The sequence below is a fragment of the Arthrobacter sp. G119Y2 genome (assembly GCF_038069765.1).
Taxonomy (GTDB): Bacteria; Actinomycetota; Actinomycetes; order Actinomycetales; family Micrococcaceae; genus Arthrobacter_B.
In genome coordinates this window covers 227,727-247,722 of record NZ_JBBPFS010000003.1, presented here as the reverse complement: position 1 = coordinate 247,722, position 19,996 = coordinate 227,727, and the positions used below count along the sequence as shown (strand labels likewise).

Genomic DNA, 19,996 nt, shown 5'->3' with positions numbered 1-19,996 from the left:
CGCCGCACCGGTTCTAAGTAATTTCGGGGCGATGCCGGTGCTGAACCTGAGTAGTGGGTCCGTTGCGCTGGTGATCAGTACTCGTGTTCCTCCTGTTAGCGTCTCCTACGCTTGCGGCAGACATTGAACACGAGCCTCTTCCTGCGGAAAACCGCGTCGGACGGGGCCGCCGGCAGAATCGGGTCTCACCGTGCACAACAGTATCCACCCGCCACGCGTTCGTTCCTCCGCAGTACCCGAAACAACGGGCGCAGCACCGTTCAGCCAGGTTCGCCGGCAGGACGAGGGTGCGAGGGAAGACCAGGCCGCTCCGCCGCGCTTTGTCGGCCGGCGCGCTGTAACCCAAACCATTCAGGAGCGGCTCGCGTCGGGCGGCGGGGCCGGATGCATCCTCGTGGGGGAAGCGGGCAGCGGCAAGACAGCCCTGATCCACCACGTGCTGCGCCAGTGCAGCTCCGACACCTACGTGGTGCACGTGCGGGGATCGGCGTTCTCCGGACGCACTCCGTTCGGTGCGCTGACCTTTCTCCTGTCGGAACTGGAATCGGACATTTCCTCGCATCCGGTGCTGATCCTGCGCGGGCTGACACGGCTCATCCAGGAGCGTGCAGAGGGCCGCCCCGTCCTGCTGGCCGTGGACAACGGGGAGGACCTGGACGAATTCTCTGCCATGGCGCTCAGCCAGATGGTCCTGAGCAGGACGGCCGGCCTGCTGGCCTGCTTCCGCGACTTCAGCCGGGCACCTGCCGAATTCACCGGCTTGTGGAGGGAAGGCATCCTGTCCCGGGTGGACCTGGAGCCGCTGGACCTGGCGGAGACCGCAGAACTGGTGTCGGCGGAACTGGACGGACTCGTGTCCGGGGCGGCCGTGGCGGATCTGCACCGCCACACCGGCGGCAACCCGCACCTGCTGACCCTGGGCTGCAGGGATTACAGGGAGAGCGGGCGGCTGCGGCGCAGCGGACAGGTCTGGGTCCTTGAACCGCACCAGCCTGCACCTGCCGGGCGCGTTGCCGAAGCGGTCCTGGGCCGTCTGGACGGGCTGACCGGCAGGCAGCTGGCACTGGTGCGGACTGTGGCCCTGGCCGGCTCGCTGCCGCTGGGCGCCGCCCTGCACGATGCCGATCCCGGCGAAGTGGACATCCTGCAGGAACAGGGGATCCTCGCCGTCGAACGGCAGAGCGTGCCCCGCATACGGATCCGGAACCAGGTGCTGTCCAACGCCGTCTGCCTCTCCCTTGACGCCTCCGAGCGCAGCCGGCTGCTGGAACAGCTGCGGTCCGCCGTGGCCGTCTCTGCACCGTCGACAACCGAGGCAGCGGCTACACCGGAAAGCGGAGATCCCGATCCCGCTGCTTCCGTCGTGGAACCGGCACGCCTGGCCGTGTGGCGGCTGGACAGCGGCGAGTCACTGACTCTGGACGCCGCCGTCGCGGCGGCGCGGACTGCCAACTCGTCCGGCGCCCCGGAGCGGGCCCTGCGCTTCCTCTCGTCCCGGGAGGACAGCGCCAAGACCCCGGCGTCCGTCCTGGAACTGGTCGCCGCCCGCATGATGAGGGCGGAGTACGGCGGCGCACTGGCGGCCCTGGGCAGCTACCGAAGCCGGGGGAAGGGCGCAACTGCGCTCGAGGAGGTTCGCCTGCTGCTCGCGGAAAACCGGGTGCTGTGCATGGCCGCCACCGGAGCACTGTCGGGTACGCTTCCCGCCGGGGCACTGCCGCCCGGAAGCGCAAAGAAGCACGATGAACTGCTGCGCCAGGCAGAGCAGCGCACGGCGGAGCTCTCAGCGGCCGGGAACATCAGCCGGACAGATGCTGCTGCCCTGACCCGCGACATGATCCTGGCCCGCGCCGAATGCAACTCAAACCACGGGCGGTTCCTCGAGAACGCAGTCTACCTAGCCCCGCTGCAGGCGCCCGCCGGGCGCGACAAAGGGTTCCGTGCCCTGATCGGTTCCTGGCTCTGCGAAGCGCTCGGCATGACGGACCGCCAGGACGAAGCCCTTGAAGTGGCCCAGGACGTTGAGCGGCTCCTGGCCGAGCCCGACGTTGGCGCGGATGACCGGAGCACCTCCTTTGCGCGGATCGTCCTCGTTTACCTGGCCATCGGGGCGCTGCACGATGCACGGCGGCTACTCGTCCAGCAGCAGCAGGGACAGGCCGCGCAGTCTGCGGGAATGTTCGCAGAAGTGGGCCAGGGGCTGCTGCACGCCTACTCCGGCGATGCCGAAAGCGCCCTGGGCTGCCTTGTGCCCGCCGTGGCACAGCTTCGGGTTGGCGGACCGGCCTCCATGATTCCGCTGGCCGCGGCCGCTGCGGCGTACTGCCTGGCACTGCGGAAGGACCGCGCCGGTGCGGACGGGTACCTGCAGCTCAGCGGCAAGGCGTCCGACGGCGGTCCGTGGACGGTCCGCCGCGGCGCGCGGCATTTCGCCGCCCTGGCTGACGGCGCCCTCGGGTCGCCCCAGGCCGCCCGCCGCTTCATTGACCTGGCCGCCCATGACCACCGGCGGGGAGCCTACTCCTACGAGCTGCTGTCCCTGCTGCACGCCGTGCGGCTGGGGGACGCGGAGAACCTGGACCGCATCCTGACCGTTGCCGCCCACCAGCAGGGAACGTTCGCCAGGATATGTGAGACATACGCCAAGGGGGCCGGCAGCTATGATGCACAGCTGCTGATCCAGGCGGCGGAAATGGGGGAAGCCGCCGGGCATGTGCTTTTTGCCCGGGAAACATCCGAACGTGCGCTAGCCGTTGCCTCGGGGGCGGGGGACCGTGCCACCGTGCGGTTCATCCACCGCAGCCGGCGCGGCACCGATTCCGCGGGAACAGCGGAGGGATCCGATTCTGCGGACGAGTACCTCGGCGCCCTGACCTTCCGGGAACGGTCGATTGCCAAGATGGCAGCCGCCGGTACGAGCAACAAAGCCATTGCCGCTGAGCTGAACATCTCGGTGCGGACTGTGGAAGGGCACCTGTACCAGGTCTATTCCAAGCTCCACGTCGGCAGCAGGCGCGAGCTGGCCAAGATCATCGCCGACAAGTCCGGGGTACACAAATGATCGGCACGGTTCCTACCGGCGAGCGCGGCGCACCGCTGCTGCTGGGCCGGGACCGGGAAGTGCAGGAGATTACCGCCCGGCTTCTGGAACCCGGGCTGCGCGGAGCCGTCATTGTCGGAGCCGGAGGCATGGGCAAAACGGCGCTCGCGGACCAGGTGCTGGAACGGTTGGACGGCATCGTGAGTGCGTCCTTCATCCACGGCAGCCCGGTGCTGTCCCGGATGCCGTACGGCGTGCTCTCGCCCTATCTCGAGTCAGCCGGCCCGGAGGACATGGAGTCCCCGCTGGCGGTCCTGCGAACAATCCGCCGCCACTTCCGCCGCATCAGCGAGACGGGCAGCCCGCAGCCGCTGCTGGTCATCGATGATGCCCAGTGCCTGGACGAGTCCAGCTGCCATGTGCTGACCCAGCTGGCGATGTCCGGCGAGCTGCGGCTGCTGGTGCTGACGCGCCCCCGGGCGCGCCGCATCCACGAGCTGCTGTCGCTGGCCCGGGACGGGCTGCTCGCCCGCATCGACCTCGGCGCGCTGTCAGCGGAAGCAGTCCATGAAGTGTGCGAGGGTGTCCTGGGCGGCCCCGTGCTGCGGGCGTCCTCGGCGCTGCTGGCTGCGGTGTCCGGCGGAAACCCGCTGTACCTGAAGGCCCTGCTCACCCAGTCCCGCAGGCTCGGACTGCTGGCGGAGGGCAACGGCGCGTGGTTCCTGCGCGGTGAACCCGACGGCCTGGACACCTCCGTGGTGGATCTGGTCAAGGGCCAGCTGGCTGCCCGGACGCCGGAGGAACGCGAGGTCCTCGAAACCCTGGCGCTGGCGCACCTGCTGCCCCGGTCCGTCCTCGTTGCTGTCAGCGGTCCGGCGCCGGTCCATGCCCTGATCGCGGACGGGCTTCTGCAACCGGGCCCGGGATCGGCTGAACTGCTGTGCCTGTCCCAGCCCCTGCACTCCGAAGTCATCCGGTCCCTGGTGCCGACGGTCCGCAGCGCGGCGATCCGTTCCCGGGTGCTGGCAGTCTTGGAGAGCGGGGAGGGCGGCGAGCCGTCCGGCCCGGGGGAGGAAGAAGCCTGGCTCCGCCGGCTGGAGTGGGGACTGGACTGCGGCGACACCGTCGCGGACGAGCAGCTGCTCAAAGCCGCGCGAACTGCGAACGACGCCGCCCGGTCACCGCTGGCGGTCCGTTTTGCTGCCGCGGTGAGCGGGCCTGCGTATGTGCTGCCGGCACGGGTGGAATCCGCTGCTGCCAGGGTGCAGTCCGGAGAGCTGGCACAGGCGCGGACGCTGCTGGAAGGCATCCTGGAACCCGGGCAGCGAACCCTCGCCGAAGACGCTGAAACCCTGGACCGCGCGGCACTGGCCGCTACCCGGCTGATTCTTCGTTCCGGACTGCCCGGAAGCGACCTCGAGGAGCTCGCCAACGCCTGGTGCGCGGCGTCGGGTGAGCTCTCTTCCCGCAGCGGCGGCACCGGAGAACCGGAGCCTGCCGTTGACGCCGCCGCTGAGCTGCTGCGCAGCATGGCCCTGATGACCGAGGGTGACTACGCCGCCGCCCAGGCCCGGCTCACGTCCCGGGCCGGCCAGCGGCTTCCGGTGTCGGTGGACTCCGGTCCCCGGTGGAGCGTCGTCTTTCACAGCCTGCTGGCGGAGCTCCTGGTGTCCCGGGGGCAGATCAGCGCCGCGCTCCAGCACTCCGAGGGGGCGCTGGACCTGATCGCACGGCTCGGCGGCCCGCTCCAGGCCTACTGCGGCACAGCACTCGCCCGGCACGCACAGGCCCTGCTGCACGGCGGCCGGTTCGCCGAGCTCGAGCGCCTCCTTGAGGCCAAACTGGAGTCTGCGCCGCAGCACCTGATTGCCTACGGCGGCACCATGGGAGTCTTCGAAGGGGCGGTGGAAATTCACCAGGGCCGGCTGCGCGAAGGGCTGCAGCGCCTGCACCCGGCGGTGGAAGCCCTGCGGACGTCGGATCCGGAAATGCTGCTGCCCTACGCGCTGGGGCTGGCCGGCTACGCTTCGACAGTTGTCGGGGACCATGCCCAGACGGCACGGTACGCGAAGGAACTGCGCGGCGTCGGCTACACCGGCCCCCGGCCGCTGTGGCTGGTGGGGCAGGCGTATGCCGCCGCTGCCCTGGCCTCGGGCGAGCCGGACGGCAATGTCCCGGAGAAGCTGGCCGAGATGGCAGAGCAGGCGCGGACCGGAGGATTCCTGGCCGCGGAGAAGGACATTTTGGAGCTCTGCCTCGCCGTTGGCGATCTCCGGCAGGCCAGCCGGCTGCTGGAAGTCAGTGCGGCCTTTGAAGGCGGGGAGGCCCAGGCGCTTCATGCGTATGCAGGAGCCGTCGCGTCAGGCAGCCCGGACCGGATGGTTGCTGCGGCGGATGAAGCGGTCCGGCACCGCAAGTACCTGCTCGCCGTGGAGAGCATCGGCCATGCCATCAGGTTCTACGGTGCGCACGGCAACCTGCGGCGCCAACGCGCCCTGATCCAGCAGCTGCGCCGGCGACGCGGAGAACTCGCCGGCGTCACCGTCTCGTACCTCAGCCCCTCGCTTCATCTGGTGCGGCTGACCCGCCGCGAACACGAGATTGTCGACCTGCTCCTTTCCGGTGCCAGCACCAAGGACGTGGCGGCCCACTTCACGCTCTCCCAACGGACTGTGGAAGGTCACGTCTACCGGATCTACGTGAAGCTGGGCATCAGCCGGCGCGCTGATCTGGAAGCGGCTTATCTGGCACTGGAACCCGGTGCCAGCCCGGCCGTCCTGGACTAGGCGTCCGCACCAGCGAATGTTCCCGGCAAGCGCCCTGCCGGCCGATTAAACAAGCTCCGAACCATACCTGATTTCCCTCTGCGCTTCTTCGAAGAATGTGTCAACCCAAGTAGTGGCAGGTATATCTCCCGCAGAGGGAGAAGTCACTGCCGGGAGTCGAGTAAGCATTACTCGTGCCAGCGATATGCGCCGCTTCTAGTCTTTGTTGTGTTGATTGTTCCGCGGGGAAATAAATGCGGATATAAACGGTAATTAATGCGGTGTTTCCCGGGTATCTCCCGGAGTGAATATCTTCCGCATAATTCCATTTGTCCGTCCCCGCACTCAATCATCCGGCGCCACCGGCGCCGGTCCCCCGAGCGGGGTCGACGGCGTCGAAGCCTCTTGAGACCAAGGCTTCCCCCCAGCCGTCGTCGGCCCCTTCGGAAGACTCTGGGCTTGAGGGGGCTCTGATGACCGAAGTAAAAGATGCCGGGGTCCGGCTGGACCATCCGCGGCCCGTCGCGCCGACACCATTTCCGAATTTCAAGACTTTCACGCCGGCGGCCAAACGCCTGTCCAGCGAGAGCCTTCGCTCCACCAACCGCTACCGGAAAATCCTGCTCGGCTTTGATGTGGTCGTCCTGACGGCAGCTGTGGCCGCGGCCCACCTGGCGCGGTTCGGGATGGCCACCGAGTACATGTCCGGCGGCGGCGCCCTGGACATCTCCTACCTGGTGGTTTCCGTGGGTATTTGGGCGGCGTGGCTGACAGCGCTGGCCGTGCACCGGACCCGCGACCCGCGGATAGCCGGCACGGGTGCCGACGAGTACAAGCGCGTCATCAATTCCACGGTGATCGTGATGGGGCTGATCGCCATGTTCTGCCTGGTTTTCCAGGTGGACATCTCCCGCGGTTATTTTGCCGTGGCCTTCCCCGTCGGCCTGGGCGGTCTCCTGCTCAGCCGCTTTGTGCTGCGCCGCTGGCTGGCTGCCCAGCGCAGCAAGGGGCGGTACCAGTCACGGGTTATTGTCCTGGGCCGGCCCAAGGACGTCCGCTATGTCGTCACCCAGATTCAGCGGAAGGACGGCTCCGCCTATCAGGTCATGGGTGCGGCGCTGACCACCCCGGGAGCCCACGAGCTGTACATCAACGGCAAACACGTCCCCGTGGTCGCGGACCGCGACACGGTTGTGGAAGCGGTCCGCAAGCTGCGGGCCGACGCCGTCATCGTTGCCGGCCACATGAAGGGCGGCAGCTCCTACGTTCAGAAACTTGGCTGGCAGCTGGAGGAATCCGCCACCCAGCTCATCCTGACTACCGGCCTGACCAACGTGGCAGGACCCCGGATCCATGCCCGCCCCGTTGAAGGCCTTCCCCTGATGCATGTGGAACTGCCGCAGTACACCGGCGGAAAGCACGTCCTGAAGCGCGGGCTGGACATGCTCCTTTCCGGCGCCGGACTGCTGGCGCTGATTCCCGTCTTCGCGGTGCTGGCGTTCCTCATCCGGAAGGACAGCCCCGGTCCGGTGATCTTCCGCCAGGAACGGGTGGGCCGCGGCGGGGAGCCGTTCGAAATGCTCAAGTTCCGGTCCATGGTGCAGACGGCCGAGGATGACCTGGCCGGTTTGCTGGACCGCAACGAGGGCTCGGGCCTGCTCTTCAAGATGCAGCACGACCCGCGCGTTACCCGGGTCGGCCGGTGGATGCGGAAGTACTCGCTGGACGAATTGCCGCAGCTCTGGAACGTCTTCCTGGGCCACATGTCCCTGGTCGGGCCCCGGCCGCCGCTGCCCCGCGAAGTGGCGCAGTACGGCAGCAGGGTGCACCGCCGCCTCTACATCAAGCCCGGCCTCACCGGCATGTGGCAGATCAACGGGCGGTCGGAACTCGACTGGAAGGACGGAGTGCGGCTGGACCTGTACTACGTCGAAAACTGGTCGCTTGCAGGCGACCTCACCATTCTCTGGCGCACGGTGCATATGCTCCGCCGGCCAGTGGGCGCTTACTAGCCCGTCCTCTCCCGGCTTCGGCTGGTCTCACCACTAAGAAAGCGGAAACCATGAAGAAATCATTAGTCACAGGCGCCGGCGGATTCATTGGCGGACACCTCGTTGCACGGCTGCTCAGCGACGGCCATGAGGTGCGTGCAGTGGACTGCAAGCCCCCGGAAGAGTGGTACCAGATCCATGACGGAGCCGAGAACATCCAGGGCGACTGCTCGCTCCTCGAGACGGCCCGTGAAGTGACCCGCGGGATGCAGGACGTGTACAACCTGGCCGCGGACATGGGCGGCATGGGGTTCATCGAGAACAACAAGGCCCTGTGCATGCTCACCGTCCTGACCAGCACCCACATGCTGGTGGCGGCGCGCGACGCCGGTGCGGAGCGCTTCTTCTACAGTAGCTCCGCCTGCGTTTACGCCGCCGACCACCAAACGACTGCCGACGTCGTCGCCCTGAAGGAAGCGGACGCTTACCCCGCGCAGCCCGAAGACGGCTACGGCTGGGAGAAGCTCTTCACCGAGCGCATGTGCCGCCACTTCCAGGAAGACTACGGACTGCAGACCCGCGTAGCGCGTTTCCACAACGTGTACGGGCCGGAAGGCACCTGGGCGGGCGGACGGGAAAAGGCTCCGGCTGCGCTCTGCCGGAAGTTCGCCCACGCCTCACTGACCGGTGAGCTGGACGTGGAGATCTGGGGCGACGGCGAGCAGACCCGCAGCTTCATGTACATCGACGACTGCGTGCGCGGGATCCTCGAAGTCATGAACGGCGACTCGGCGGAACCGGTGAACCTGGGCTCGGCGGAGCTGGTGTCCATCAACCAGATGGCGGACCTGCTGGAACAGATCTCCGGAACCGTGGTCAACCGGCGGTACAAGCTGGACGCTCCGCAGGGCGTGCGCGGACGGAACAGCGACAACACCCTGTTTCGCGACACCTACGGCTGGGAACCGTCCATCTCCCTCCACGAGGGCCTGGAGCGGACCTACGGGTGGATCCAGGACCAGGTCAAAGCGCAAAGGGTGTAGCCGTGCGTATTCAGGTACATGATTTTTCCGGGCACCCCTTCCAAGCCGAGCTTTCCCGCGCGCTGGCTGCACGCGGGCACGATGTGGACCACGTCTACTCCACGCAGTACGGCAGCGGAAAAGGAACGCTGGAACGGACCGCGGCAGACTCGGACCGGCTGACCTTCTCTCCGCTCACCGCGGACCAGCCGTTCCAGAAGTACAGCGCCATGGGCCGGATCCGGTTCGAACGGTCCTATGCTGCGGTCTGGCAGAAGCACAACCAGGCCACCGCCCCGGACTGCATCGTGGCCTGCAACGTGCCGCTGTTTACCCTGGTTGACTTCCGGCGGGCTGCGGCCCGCCGGAAGCAGCCGTGGCTGCTCTGGCATCAGGACCTCTTCAGCAACGCCATCGCCGAGGAGCTCAGCCGCAGGCTGCCCGGTACCGCAGCAGCGGCCGGCGGCACCCTGGTGCGCCGGATGGAAGCGGGTGTGGTGCGGGCTGCCACGCAGGTGGTGGCCATCGGCGAGGAGTTCCGCCAGGCCTACCGGTTGTGGGGCCTCACCACGGATCACGTGACGGTGATTCCCAACTGGGCTCCGCTCGATGAGATCACGCCCCGGCCCCGGGACAATGCCTGGGCGGCGCAGCACCTGCCGGCCCGGCCGGAACTGCGCCTGCTGTACGCAGGGACCCTGGGCCGCAAGCACAATCCGCTGCTGCTGGCCGGGCTGCTGCGCTCAGCCCTGGCGGCAGGGCTGCCGGTTCGCCTGATCGTTGCCTCGGAGGGGGACGGGATCGAGATCCTGCGCGAGGACCTTGCCCGGGAACCGGACCTGCCGGTCACCCTGTTGCCGTTCCAGCCGGCGGCGGAGCTGCCTGACATGCTGGGATCCGCCGACGTTTTGGTCACCATCCTGGAACCGGGTGCCTCCCGCTTCTCCATTCCCAGCAAGGTGCTGTCCTCTCTGGCCGCCGGCCGGCCCGTGCTGGGCCTGATGCCCGAGGACAATCCGGCAGCGGAAGACATCAAGGCGGCAGCGGGCTTCGTGGGTCCGCCCACCGACTACGGCGTTGCCGGTGCTGTGGGCTGGCTCCGGCGGCTGCACCGGGATCCGGCTGCGGCCCGTGCCGCAGGGGAGAAAGGACGGTCGCTGGCGGAGAGCCGGTTCGGCATCGGGCCGATAACGGACCGCTTCGAAGCAGTGTTCAGGCGCGCGGTTCCCGGGCTGGCGGTGCCCGCCGCGGACCCCGGTTCCGATGAGCCGCCCCGGCTCCGGCCCGCCCACGCCGCCCCACCGCGCGGATTCCTGAGGAAGGTTTCGTGATGCTCCGGCATCATCCCTCCGCGCGCCGGGCACCGAAGGAGGGCCTGCCGGTGGACAGCCCGTGGGAGGACGACGGCGGAACGCTCCGGGGCGGCCCCCGCGCCATTGATCTGTCCCGGGCGCCCGGGGCAGGCGAATCATGGGGCCGTCCGCGTGCGGTGGTCTATCTTTGGTCCACCTGTGAGCTGGTGTTCGTCACCAATCCCTGGCAGATCAGTTCCCGTCTGCGCGTTGCCGTCCTGCGGGCCTTCGGCGCCGAGATTGCCGACGGCGTCATTTTCCGGCCCCGCACCCGGGTCAAGTCGCCGTGGAAGCTGCACATCGGCGCGCGCAGCTGGATTGGCGAGGGGGTCTGGTTCCACAACCAGGACCACGTCTACGTGGGCGCGGACGTGGTTATTTCCCAGGAAACCTTCCTGACCACGGGCAGCCACCGGGTGCGCACCGACATGGGGCTGGTGACCAGCCCCATCCGGATTGGCGACGGAGCATGGATTACCTCCCGCTGCATGGTCTTGGGCGGGGCCAGCATCGGGGAGTCGGCGGTGGTGCAGCCCATGACAGTGGTCAAAGGCGAGGTGGGTGCCAACCGCGTGTACGGGACGCCGGTGCCGCCGGCTGAGCTGGGTGACCGGTTTGTCCGGGAAACGGAAGCGGCCGTCCGCGGAACCCATCCCGGGGAACGGGCATGAGTTCCGCGGTGCGGCCCTTAGTCGAGGGGAGCGGGCTCCGGCAGCAGCTCTTCAATGAAGGGGAAGAGCTTCGCCGCCAGGTACGCGTGGCCCTCATCCGTCGGATGGATCCCGTCGAGGCCAATCAGGCCTTCATTGGCGCCGGCCAGCCAACCTTCGGAGAGAGCATCAATGTAGGGGATGCCTTCATCGGCCGCAGCTTGCTTCATTTCTGCGTTGTTGGCGGTGATGAAGCTCGGAACCGCTCCGTTCACCCAGACGGGGCCAACAACAACCACCTTCGCCTGCGGCGCGATGTCGTGAATGTCGGAGTACAGCGACCTCGCTGCTTTGTACATCGCTTCAGGCGTCTGCCGTCCGTCGTTACGGCTTCCAAACACCACCACTACATCGGCAGTGGGCCGCAGACGCAGTGTGGCGGTTTCACGAAAGACCAGGTCCGTGTTGCCTCGGGCCATGTAACCCGAACCGGGCAGGGCCATCACATTGAGCTCAACGCGGGTGCCCTGGTCGTAGAAACGCGAGCCCACCACCTTGGTCCAGTTCTCGGCGCCTTTCCCGCCCTCGGCGGAGCCGGCCACGTAGGAGTCGCCGAGGATATCGATCTGCGGCACCTTCTCCGCCAGGGGCTGCGTGGCGGCGGGTTCCGCCGCGGCGGGTGGCGTGGCTGCGGGCGGCGGAGCGCCGCTCGCATCGGACTGGGACAGCGCATAGGCGGTCAGCAGCGCGGCGGCGAGGAAAAGGCCCAGGAACGCAAGAACCTTGGGCCACCTGCGGCGGCGGGTAAAGCGGGAAGATCGGCGAATATCGCGTCGAGTCGGCATTCCTAAATGGTAACTGAGTGGTCTCCGAGGATAAATGCTTATCCTAAAACTAATAAATACTTGCTTCAGGGGGAAGTACGTGAAAAAAATACCTGTATCCGTAATGGTGCAAACAAAAAATGAAGAAAAGGGAATCGCCGGTTGCCTGGCGGCTCTTGACGATTTTGATGAGGTTATTGTTGTTGATTCCAACAGCACCGACCGGACTGCCGAACTGGCCAAGGAGGCCGGTGCCACAGTCATCAACTTCACGTGGAACGGCAAGTTCCCGCAGAAGAAGCAGTGGCAGCTCACGGAGATCGAGACCCGCAACGAGTGGCTGCTCATGCTCGACGCCGATGAGTTCCCCACGCCGGAACTCGCCCGCGAACTCCGGGCCATTGCCGAGGACCCTGCCGAAAGCCGGGTGGCGTTTGACCTGCCCGTGGCTTACCACTTCGCGGGTATGGGCCTCCGGCACGGTCACAGTGTGGTCAAACGGTCCTTTCTGCGGCGCGGACTGAACGAGTTCCGAAACATCGACCTGCTGCACCTGCCGGGCATGGGCGAGGTGGAAGCCCACTATCAGCCGGAGCCCCGCGGGCCCGTGGGCAGGACCACCGCCAAGCTGGTTCACCACGACCTCGATCCGGTCCGGACCTGGTTTGACCGGCACAACCGCTATTCGGATTGGGAAGCGTTTATCCGCATGGATCCCCGGACCCGGGAAAACGTGCGCGGGTCCAAAAGCAGCCAGGGACGCCGTTTTGACCGGGTGCCGCTGAAGCCTCTGGTGTTTTTCCTGTACAGCTACGTGCTGCGCCGCGGATTCCTGGACGGCAGGGCGGGCTTTGACTACGCCCTGGCATTGTCCGTGTACTACTGGCAGATCGGGCTGAAGGTCCGCGAACTCCAGCGGGGCCGGGCCGAGGCTGCGGCACCGGCAGTATCAGGAGCGGCCGCGGCAGCTTCCGTTCCTGCCCGCAGCGGGGAGGCGGACCATGCGTAGCACGGGGGACAACATAGGCGACAACATAGGGGACAACATGGGGGAGGGCACGCCACACCTGCCCGCTCTGAAGATCCTGCAGCTCGGCGGCCTGGCGGGTCCGGGGGCTGCCGCCGGGGGTGTTTGGGCAGTTGCCCGGACCCAGAGCGCTGCGCTCACGGACCTCGGCGAGGACGTTGAACTCATTGGCGGCTGGCTCGGTGAGGTACCTGCCGCCGCGGCGGGTGGGCATCCGGTTACGTTGTTCCGGGTTCGCCGCCCGTTCCCCGGCGCGCGGCTGCGCGGCCTGGTGAGTCTGCGGCTGCCCCGCTATGCGGCGGCAAGGGCCGCGGCGGCGGACGTGGCGCAGGTGCATTTGTGCCGCGATTTCATCACGTCTGCAGCGGCACTCCTGCTGGGCCGGGGACGAATCCCCGTGATTGCGCAGTCGCACGGGATGCTGGCGCCGTCGCGTTCGCTGCCGGTGAGGATGTACGACGCCGTCATCACCCGGTGGCTGGTCCGCATCCCAAGCCTGTGGCTGACCTTGACGGAGGACGAGGAGCGGGGCCTGCAGCAGCTGGGTGTTGACCCGGTGCGGATGCGCCGGGTCGTGAACGCCACTGCCGACTCCGCACACGCCTGGGCTGATCCGGACCGGCACGTTTTCCTGTTTGCTGCCAGGCTGGCTCCCCGCAAGCAGCCGGTCGTGTTTGTCCAGGCAGCCCTGGACGCGCTGGAAAAGGGATTGGATGCCCGCTTCATCCTGGCCGGACCGGACCAGGGCGAAACAGCCCGGGTGCATGCCCTGATCGCCGGCTCGGCTTATGCCGACCGGTTCGAACTGCAGGGGGAACTGTCTCCGGAAGCGGTGCAGGCAGCCATGGCCGTCTGCACCGCGTACGTACTGCCGGCTTTGAACGAGCCGTATCCGATGTCGGTGATTGAGGCGGCTGCGGCAGGAACACCGATGATCATTACCAGCGAATGCGGGCTGTCGGCGGACCTGTACGAAGGAAATGCCGCCGTCCTGGCGGAGCCGACGGCGGAGGCCTTCTCCCGGGCGATGCTGGACCTTGCCGCTGATCCTCAACGCAGGATTGAGGTCGGCTCCAACGCGCGCAGGCTGCATGAGCGCCTGTGGTCGGCCCGGTCACTGGCCGAGGACCTCCGGAAGCTGTATCTGGAAGCCATGGGAACGTCAGCAGCAACCGCACCCGCCGTTCCGCTCCGCCAGAAGGGAGGCCGGTCATGAGCTCACGACTGCTGCCTGCGGCCCGGCCCCCGCGTGACAGCGGGGGCGAGGCGCGCACCGGTGTCCGCACCGCCGTCGCGCTGGTGGCCTTCCTCTTGTTCGCCGTGGTGTTTCCGCTGGAGGTGCACGGCGCCCAAGCCCTCTACTTCAGCAACACCGACTTCCTGATCCGGTATGCCGTGGTGCTTTATGCCGCGGTGAAGCTTGGCCTGCTCCTGTGGCAAACGGACATCAGGCCCGTGGCGGGCGTGTTCTGGATTTTCGTGTACACCGGAATGGGTCTGGCCCCGCTGGCCCAGCTGACAACGGGCCGCTCCACTGCCCTGGCCATCCAGGTGGATGAAGTTGCGCTGACCATGGCCAGCCTGCTGACGCTGCTGGGATGTGTCTGTTTTGACCTGGGCTATCACTTGCGGCTGCGCCGGCGCGAGCTGGAACCGAAGCTGCGCTTCCGCACCTTGCGGAGCATGGACGTGCTGCGGGTGTTCTCCGTGGCGGCGGTGGTGGCCGCGCTGGTATATATCGTCCAGGTGGGCGGCCTTTCGGTCTTCTTCCTGAGCCGCCAGGAAACCAGCCAGGCGCTGGATGCGATCAGCCCGGACAGCGGGCAGGCCCTGCGCGCCATCATTTCCGCAGCCGGTTCCGTTGGCTGCCTCACGGCGCTGATCTTTTACCTGCACGTCTGGCGGACCCGGGACCGTGCGCTGGCCGCAGTGGACGGTCTGCTGCTGGCAGCGCTGGTGGTGATGAACATCGTGGTCAACAATCCGATTTCCAACTCCCGCTACTGGACGCTGGCTGTGCTCTTTGGCCTGGCGCTGCCCCTGATCCGCGGACGGAAGGGACTGTTCAACGCTGCCGTGGCCGGGGGAGTGATAGCGTCCATCGTCATCTTTCCGCTGTCGGACATCACCCGCCGCGCAGCCGGTCAGGGGACACCGGTGAACCTGGAGTCGATGTGGATCATCATCGCCACCAAGGACTATGACCAATTCACCATGCTCGCCAATACCCTGGCGTACACCGCGAATCACGGGCTGTCGTGGGGCATGCAGGCCCTGGGCCCGCTGCTGTTCTGGGTGCCGCGCGTCGTCTGGCCCGACAAACCGTTGGATACGGGTGTGGAAGTGGGGCAGTGGATGAACAGCGTGAACCTCAACCTCTCGGCGCCGTTGTGGGCCGAGGCCTGGATCAATTTCGGGCTGCCCGGCCTGATCTTGGTGTTTGCCGCGCTGGGACTGCTGGCGCGCCGGCTGGATTCCGGGTTCAGGGCTGAAATCCTGAGCAAGGGTTCGGTCGGATACCTCGGTATTTCCATTTTCGCCGGATATCTGTTCATCCTGCTGCGCGGGTCACTGCTGCAGTCGATGGGGCGCCTGATGATCCTGGTACTTTCGGTCCTGATCCTGACCGCTGTAACTAACCGCCGAGAAAGGCTGCAGTCATGAGTCAGACCCTCCCGCAGACCCGGGCCACATTCCGGGAATCGTTCAACCAGCTCAAGCAGGCGCAGAAAACCCGCAAGGGCGTTCCGCTGTACCTGCTGTACGTCAACCGGCCTGCCGGGCGGACCGTAGCGGCAGCTCTGCGCAACACCGCGCTGACGCCCAACCACGTCACCCTGGCAGGCGCCGTGCTCACCTACGGGTCGCTGGCCTGGCTGGCCTTCGGAGCCTCGGCAAACCTGTCATCGGCGCTGGTGGGAGTGCTGCTGGCGGTGGGATACATCCTTGATTCGGCCGACGGGCAGCTGGCACGCCTGCAGGGAGCCAGCTCTGCCTTCGGCGAGTGGCTGGACCATGCCTTGGACAACGGCCGGATAACCGTCATGCACATTGCGACCTTCTGCTTCCTCGCCCGCACCACCGACTACGACCACATTGCGCTGGCCGCAGCCTGCGGACTGTTTCTGCTGTCCAGTTCCTGCATCTTTTTCGGCGGTGCCCTGCTGGATCAGCTGCGCAGGAATGTCCGCGCGGCGGCGATGTCCGGGGCGGCGGGGGTGTCCGGCGCGGCTGGCACAGCCGGCCGCGGGGACCGGAACCGGCAAAACATCCAGGGCGGCACCCCGGAAAACAATCCACAGAACAACCCACAGAACAACCGGCGGATGCTGGTGCGGTCGGTTGTAACCCTGCCGGTGGATTACGGCATGACGTGCCTGGCGTTTTTGCTGCTGCCCTGGCCCGGACTGTTCCTGGCGGCCTACCTGGTGCTGGCAGCCGCCCACGTGCTGATGCTTGCGGCGTTCCTGCCGAAGTGGCGTGCCGAGCTCCTGGCGTTGGGTTAGATGGGCGGATTCCGCCGGCTGGTCACCTTCGCGGACCAGGGTGTCTCCAGCATCTCCAACTTTGTTGCGGTGGCGGTGGCCGCCAACGTGGCAAGCGTGCCCGAGTTCGGGCAGTTCTCGCTTGCCTACGCCGGCCTGTTGTTGTTTCTGGGCGGGCAGCGGGCACTCGTGGGGGAGACCCTGCTGGTGCGGTATTCCCAAACCGGCAGGCTGACCCGGGAGGTTGCCGCGGCAAGCCTGGGAGCCACCCTGCTCGTGGCAGTGCCCACCGTCATGCTGCTGCTGGCCGGGGCGGTCCTCTCGGGCCCGGAGAACTCCCTCCTGTGGCTCGTGATGGCGGCAGTTTCGCCGTTTGTGCTGCTGCAGGACAGCATTCGGTACCTGTTCATCTGTCAGGGGCGGCCGGCGCTGGCGCTCCTGATCGACGGCCTATGGGCCGTTGGGTCCATCAGCGCGATGCTGCTGGTTGCCCGGTCCGGGGGCGAGCTGTGGGTGGTCTTGTCGTGGTGGGGCGCAGGCGCTGCAGCCGCGCTCGCGGCCGGCCTGATCCTGGCCCGCAGCGTTCCCGCTGTTCCGGCCGGAGTCCGCTGGCTGCTGATTAACAAGGACTTCGCGTTCCGTTACGTTGCCGAATTTGCCGCTCTCAATGCCTCCACGTTTGCCGTGCTGTATTTCCTCGTATTTCCGCTTGGCGCGGCGGGCGTCGGTGCACTTCGGGCAGCGCAGCTGCTCTTCTCCCCCCTGAATACGGTGTTCGGTGCCATCAAGACGGCCGTTATTCCCGAACTGGTCCGCACCCGGGGGACCGGTGCCTTCCGCAGCAGGCTGCTGGAGACCTTCGTCCTCGTGCTGGTGCTGTGCGTGGGGTGGGGCGCGGCCGTGCTGATGCTCCCGGCGTCCGCTGGAGAGTTTGTCCTGGGAGAGACCTGGCGCAATGCCTCCGAGCTGCGCTGGCCGTATGCCGTTCAGTACCTCGCCATGGTTCCGTACACGGTTCTCCTGGCCTACTTCCGGGCCGTCCAAGCCAACCGCCTGTCTACGCTGATGCGCGGGGTGCTGGCTGCCCTGACACTCGTGCTGCCGCTGGCCCTGGCCTTGGGCGGATCCGCCGCTGCGTCGGCTTGGGGCTTTACCGGAGCGGTCGCTGTTGCGGCGGTGTGCGGGCTGGTTGCGGTCCGCGCCGGCCGGACCCGTCCCGCCCGCCCTGCGGCGGCCCTGGAACCGGTGGATTAGCCCGCCCTCTCTGGGACGGGCGCCCTCTCTGGGACGGGCGCCCTCTCTGTGGCGGGCGCCCCTGGAACCGGTGACCAGGCCAGGCACCTGCGGCAGGCTCCGGAGCAGCGATCAGCCCCGGGCATACCGGAACCTGTCGATCAGCCCACAGCACCCTGGTGCCCGTGGATGCGCCCGGGCACGGAAAAGCCTTCCGGGCGGTGTGCTTTGTGCACACCGCCCGGAAGGCTCTTGTTGTTCCGCCGGCCGCGGCGGCCAGGACGGCGTATCCGTCCCGCCCCGCCGTACCGGCCCGGAGTCAGCCCTTGCTGAGGGCCCGGCTGTCCCGGACAATCGCGGCTTCGGCTTCGGCCACGGGCGAAGCCGGGCCTCCGTCGTTGTCCCGCATGACCGGCAGCGGCGCGATGCCGTAATCGGAGAGGTAAGCGGAGTTGGCATCGGGGCCGGAGCGCGGAATCCGGTTGAGGACCATACCCACCACGTTCGCGTTCACCAGGCTCAGCTGCTCCACGGCCTTGGACAGGTTGTGCTGGCTGACCCGGGTGGCTCCGACCACCAGCAGGATCCCGTCGGTGTGGCGTGTGAGGATCGCGGCATCGGCCACCGGCAGCACCGGCGGAGCATCCAGGATCACCATGTCGTATTCCGCTTCGAGTTCCTCGATCAGTTTCTGCATCGTCTCGGAACCGAGCAGCTCGGTGGGATTGGGAGGCAGCGGTCCGGAGGTCAGCACCGACAGGCCGCCTGTGCCCCAGTGCTGGGTGGCTTCGACCAGGCTGGTGCGCCCGATCAAGACGGTGGTCAAACCGACGCTGCCTTCCAGCCCGGTGGCGCTGGACACCGACGGAAGCCGCAGATCGGCATCCACCAGGATCACCCGCTGCCCGCTCTGCGCGATGCTCAGGGCCAGGTTCAGGGCGACGGTACTCTTGCCCTCGCCTGCCTGCGACGAGGTGACCACCAGCGACTTCATCTGCTGGCTGACGGCGGCAAACTCCAGATTGGTCCGCAGCTGCCGGAAGGCATCGGTTCCCGAGCCGCCCAGGATGGTTGGCCGGCTCGTATGCCGCGTGGATTCGGTAATCCCGCCCAGCAGCGGCAGGTCCGTGGACTTGCGCAGATCAGCTTCGGTGCGCACATGACGGTCCAGGACGTGCCGGAGGATGGCCACCACCAGCCCGAGGGCAAGCCCGTACAACAGACCCAGCGCCAGGTTCAGCGGAGTCTTGGGGCTGGACGCGGCCGCCGGCGGCTGGGCCGTGTCCACGGATGTCAGGCGCATCGGAGACGGCAGGCCGTTGGTAGGCCGCTCCACGTCGGCCACCGTCGAAATCAGGCTTGCCACCACCGCATTGGCGATGTCCGCGGCGCGTTCCGGAGAGGAATCCACCGCCTGAATTTCAATCAGCACGGTGTTGCGGGACGTTGCCGCTTTGACTTTGCCGGCCAGCTCCTGCGGTGTCATGTCCAGGTCGAGATTTTCAATGACAGGGTTCAGTACCTCCGGCATGCCGACCAGCTCCACGTAGGACTGCACCCGGTTCAGGGAGAACACGCTGCCCTGCTGCAGTTCGGCCGAGGTTTCAACATTCTGGGTGGAGACAAAGAGGTTGCTTGTGGCGGTGTAGGTTTTGGGCATCAGCACAGAAATGGTTCCGGCGCTGATGAGCCCGATGAGTGCAAATGAGACTATGAGCATCCAATTGCGGCGAAGGATCAGTATTTGTTCGCGCATATCCATTGGTTACCCCTTCCCTTGGATAGGCAGATGGTGTGAACAGAAAAGGAAGCTGCAGAAGGACGTCATGAACGGAACCACGTGTAGCACTGGTCCGATTCCACGCGTGCAGCGTCAGCGCCGATGGTGACCGGAGCGGACCCGTCATGAGACCCGAGAAGTTCCCCGGAGCCGGCGTAGACGGAGATGAGACATCCCTCGGGCAGGCCGTACGCCCGGTAGGTTCCCGGTGCAACCGAGGGCTGGTCAGCGTGCGGTGCCGCTTCTCCCACGGAGAAAACTCCATCGGGGAAGCCCAGCGCGGCGGCGTCCAGGACGGGCAGCAGTTCGGGGCACAGTGCGGCGACGGCGTCGGCCGTGTCCTGAGACGGGCTCATGATGAGTTCGCTGAGCACGGACTCTTCGTCCACCGACCTGGCGCTGAGCAGCTGGTCGCAGCGCTCCTGCCCCACCTGCAGCACGGCGTTGGGATCGGTGCCCTCGGGCACCTTGTCCTGCAGATACTGTTCCTGCTGTGCCTCGAAGGTCGGTTCCGGTGCCGGCTGGGGGGACTGCACCACGGCCTCAGCTGCCGCGTCCGTGTCCTCCCCGGCGGGAGTTTCAGCTCCGCCGGAGGGGGCTGCCGTCCCGGTGGTTCCCGAGGCAGTCGCCGACGACGACGGAGCGGACGATGCGGACGAAGCGGACGGGGACGGCGAGGCCGACGGCGGCGCCGCTTCCGGAGAAGGGTCGGGGGAGCTGCATCCTGTTGCCGTACCCAGCGCCGGCAACAGCAGCAGTCCCAGGAGTAATGGTTTGAGACCGGTTTTCATTTGAGTGTGCTTTCTATCGGATGAACCTGCAGAAAT

14 protein-coding genes are annotated in these 19,996 nt (G+C 67.0%); 11 read left to right on the top strand and 3 right to left on the bottom strand.

The features are described 5' to 3' along the window. Positions 1-190 precede the first annotated feature (190 nt). The 6 genes from WKB88_RS07685 to WKB88_RS07660 all read left to right on the top strand — a co-directional run bounded on the left by WKB88_RS07685 (position 191) and on the right by WKB88_RS07660 (position 10,841). Entirely contained in the window at positions 191-3,061 is a 2,871-nt protein-coding gene (locus WKB88_RS07685) for a LuxR C-terminal-related transcriptional regulator (RefSeq protein WP_341393950.1), read from the top strand. Continuing rightward, positions 3,058-5,826, top strand: a complete 2,769-nt coding sequence (locus WKB88_RS07680; protein WP_341393949.1) for a helix-turn-helix transcriptional regulator — start codon at positions 3,058-3,060, stop codon at positions 5,824-5,826. Before WKB88_RS07685 ends, WKB88_RS07680 begins: the two co-directional genes overlap by 4 nt. 452 nt (positions 5,827-6,278) lie before the next feature. Continuing rightward, complete coding sequence (locus tag WKB88_RS07675; RefSeq protein ID WP_341393948.1) at positions 6,279-7,817, top strand: sugar transferase; 1,539 nt, start codon at positions 6,279-6,281, stop codon at positions 7,815-7,817. Positions 7,818-7,867: 50 nt separating this feature from the next. Beyond that, the gene (locus WKB88_RS07670) at positions 7,868-8,839 is read left to right on the top strand and encodes an NAD-dependent epimerase/dehydratase family protein (RefSeq protein WP_341393947.1); all 972 of its coding nucleotides are present in this window, start codon (positions 7,868-7,870) and stop codon (positions 8,837-8,839) included. 2 nt (positions 8,840-8,841) lie between these two features. Continuing rightward, positions 8,842-10,149 (top strand): glycosyltransferase family 4 protein, encoded by a 1,308-nt coding sequence (locus tag WKB88_RS07665; protein WP_341393946.1) that lies wholly within the window; start codon positions 8,842-8,844, stop codon positions 10,147-10,149. Next, entirely contained in the window at positions 10,149-10,841 is a 693-nt protein-coding gene (locus WKB88_RS07660) for an acetyltransferase (protein ID WP_341394242.1), read from the top strand. The genes WKB88_RS07665 and WKB88_RS07660 overlap by 1 nt, the downstream gene beginning before the upstream one ends. A 17-nt stretch (positions 10,842-10,858) precedes the next feature. Here WKB88_RS07660 and WKB88_RS07655 read toward each other — a convergent pair whose 3' ends face one another. After that, positions 10,859-11,665: an SGNH/GDSL hydrolase family protein gene (locus WKB88_RS07655; RefSeq protein WP_341393945.1), complete on the bottom strand. Its 807-nt coding sequence runs from the start codon at positions 11,663-11,665 to the stop codon at positions 10,859-10,861. A gap of 103 nt (positions 11,666-11,768) precedes the next feature. Here WKB88_RS07655 and WKB88_RS07650 point away from each other — a divergent pair, with 103 nt between their 5' ends. The 5 genes from WKB88_RS07650 to WKB88_RS07630 are packed head-to-tail and all read left to right on the top strand — an operon-like array spanning position 11,769 to position 17,410. Then, entirely contained in the window at positions 11,769-12,653 is an 885-nt protein-coding gene (locus WKB88_RS07650) for a glycosyltransferase family 2 protein (RefSeq protein WP_341393944.1), read from the top strand. Then, complete coding sequence (locus WKB88_RS07645; RefSeq protein ID WP_341393943.1) at positions 12,646-13,887, top strand: glycosyltransferase family 4 protein; 1,242 nt, start codon at positions 12,646-12,648, stop codon at positions 13,885-13,887. The genes WKB88_RS07650 and WKB88_RS07645 overlap by 8 nt, the downstream gene beginning before the upstream one ends. Continuing rightward, positions 13,884-15,335: an O-antigen polymerase gene (locus tag WKB88_RS07640; RefSeq protein ID WP_341393942.1), complete on the top strand. Its 1,452-nt coding sequence runs from the start codon at positions 13,884-13,886 to the stop codon at positions 15,333-15,335. The genes WKB88_RS07645 and WKB88_RS07640 overlap by 4 nt, the downstream gene beginning before the upstream one ends. Further along, complete coding sequence (locus WKB88_RS07635; protein ID WP_341393941.1) at positions 15,332-16,177, top strand: CDP-alcohol phosphatidyltransferase family protein; 846 nt, start codon at positions 15,332-15,334, stop codon at positions 16,175-16,177. The genes WKB88_RS07640 and WKB88_RS07635 overlap by 4 nt, the downstream gene beginning before the upstream one ends. After that, positions 16,178-17,410 (top strand): hypothetical protein, encoded by a 1,233-nt coding sequence (locus tag WKB88_RS07630; RefSeq protein WP_341393940.1) that lies wholly within the window; start codon positions 16,178-16,180, stop codon positions 17,408-17,410. A 298-nt stretch (positions 17,411-17,708) separates the two neighbouring features. Here the strand turns inward: WKB88_RS07630 and WKB88_RS07625 are convergent, their stop codons facing one another. Continuing rightward, a complete protein-coding gene (locus WKB88_RS07625) occupies positions 17,709-19,145 on the bottom strand; it encodes a polysaccharide biosynthesis tyrosine autokinase (RefSeq protein ID WP_341393939.1) in 1,437 nt (478 codons plus the stop codon). 68 nt (positions 19,146-19,213) lie between these two features. Further along, positions 19,214-19,960 carry a hypothetical protein gene (locus WKB88_RS07620; RefSeq protein ID WP_341393938.1) on the bottom strand — a complete coding sequence of 249 codons (747 nt, stop codon included), beginning with the start codon at positions 19,958-19,960 and terminating at the stop codon, positions 19,214-19,216. Between the last annotated feature and the right edge of the window lie 36 nt (positions 19,961-19,996).

What these genes read in the sequence shown, in the direction of transcription:
- WKB88_RS07680 (WP_341393949.1), top strand. Translation starts at nt 3,058, where the DNA reads ATGATCGGCACGGTTCCTACCGGCGAGCGCGGCGCACCGCTGCTGCTG.
- WKB88_RS07675 (WP_341393948.1), top strand. Translation starts at nt 6,279, where the DNA reads ATGACCGAAGTAAAAGATGCCGGGGTCCGGCTGGACCATCCGCGGCCC.
- WKB88_RS07670 (WP_341393947.1), top strand. Translation starts at nt 7,868, where the DNA reads ATGAAGAAATCATTAGTCACAGGCGCCGGCGGATTCATTGGCGGACAC.
- WKB88_RS07660 (WP_341394242.1), top strand. Translation starts at nt 10,149, where the DNA reads ATGCTCCGGCATCATCCCTCCGCGCGCCGGGCACCGAAGGAGGGCCTG.
- WKB88_RS07655 (WP_341393945.1), bottom strand. Translation starts at nt 11,665, where the DNA reads ATGCCGACTCGACGCGATATTCGCCGATCTTCCCGCTTTACCCGCCGC.
- WKB88_RS07650 (WP_341393944.1), top strand. Translation starts at nt 11,769, where the DNA reads ATGGTGCAAACAAAAAATGAAGAAAAGGGAATCGCCGGTTGCCTGGCG.
- WKB88_RS07645 (WP_341393943.1), top strand. Translation starts at nt 12,646, where the DNA reads ATGCGTAGCACGGGGGACAACATAGGCGACAACATAGGGGACAACATG.
- WKB88_RS07640 (WP_341393942.1), top strand. Translation starts at nt 13,884, where the DNA reads ATGAGCTCACGACTGCTGCCTGCGGCCCGGCCCCCGCGTGACAGCGGG.
- WKB88_RS07635 (WP_341393941.1), top strand. Translation starts at nt 15,332, where the DNA reads ATGAGTCAGACCCTCCCGCAGACCCGGGCCACATTCCGGGAATCGTTC.
- WKB88_RS07630 (WP_341393940.1), top strand. Translation starts at nt 16,178, where the DNA reads ATGGGCGGATTCCGCCGGCTGGTCACCTTCGCGGACCAGGGTGTCTCC.
- WKB88_RS07625 (WP_341393939.1), bottom strand. Translation starts at nt 19,145, where the DNA reads ATGCGCGAACAAATACTGATCCTTCGCCGCAATTGGATGCTCATAGTC.
- WKB88_RS07620 (WP_341393938.1), bottom strand. Translation starts at nt 19,960, where the DNA reads ATGAAAACCGGTCTCAAACCATTACTCCTGGGACTGCTGCTGTTGCCG.